Source organism: Tersicoccus solisilvae, from assembly GCF_014643255.1.
In the GTDB taxonomy this organism is placed as follows: domain Bacteria; phylum Actinomycetota; class Actinomycetes; order Actinomycetales; family Micrococcaceae; genus Tersicoccus; species Tersicoccus solisilvae.
In genome coordinates this window covers 1-631 of the sequence record NZ_BMJI01000065.1, presented here as the reverse complement: position 1 = coordinate 631, position 631 = coordinate 1, and the positions used below count along the sequence as shown (strand labels likewise).

At 55.9% G+C, this 631-nt stretch carries 1 protein-coding gene; it reads left to right on the top strand.

Going from position 1 to position 631, the window contains the following annotated elements; translation table 11 throughout:
• On the top strand, positions 1–556 hold a 556-nt coding region (locus tag IEX22_RS16245; protein WP_188669273.1), incomplete at its 5' end, for a tRNA1(Val) (adenine(37)-N6)-methyltransferase.
• Between the last annotated feature and the right edge of the window lie 75 nt (positions 557–631).

Genomic DNA, 631 nt, shown 5'->3' with positions numbered 1-631 from the left:
GATACTGGCGGTAGAACTCGACGGCAGCGCGGCCCATGCCAGCCGTGCCAACTTCAACTCCTCGCCCTGGGCTAGCCGACTCACTTTGTATCAAGGCTCAATTCAGAGCTATTGCGATGAACATGCCTCGGCAGATGCAGCGCCGTTCGACCATATTCTCTGTAACCCGCCCTATTTCGAAACCGGCCCACGCTCGGATGACCCCAAACGAGCCATAGCGAGACACACGGAACAGCTGAGCTTTGACGAGCTGTGTCTGGCGATAAAGCAGTTGTTAAAGCCACAGGGACAGGCGAGCCTTATTCTGCCGGTTCAGAGTCTGGACAGATTTGAGCGCGCCGCAATTGAGCAAAGCTTGCGACTGGCTGCGCGGGTCAGTGTCAGCAGCACACCCCATAAGCCCTGTAACCGGCAGTTGTTACTGCTTGAGCATGTCAAGGAAGGCGAAGCGGTTACCACACCGGAAGCCCACTCGGCTCTCTATATCAGAGAAACCGATGGCCGCTATTCAGAAGCCATGGTGCGACTAACCCAGGATTTTTACCTGAAACTCTAAGCCATTGCTTGCAGCAAGGGACTTGGGCGCTCGCCGTCAACCCAAACCCGGTATCCAAGTCGTGAAACCGCCACT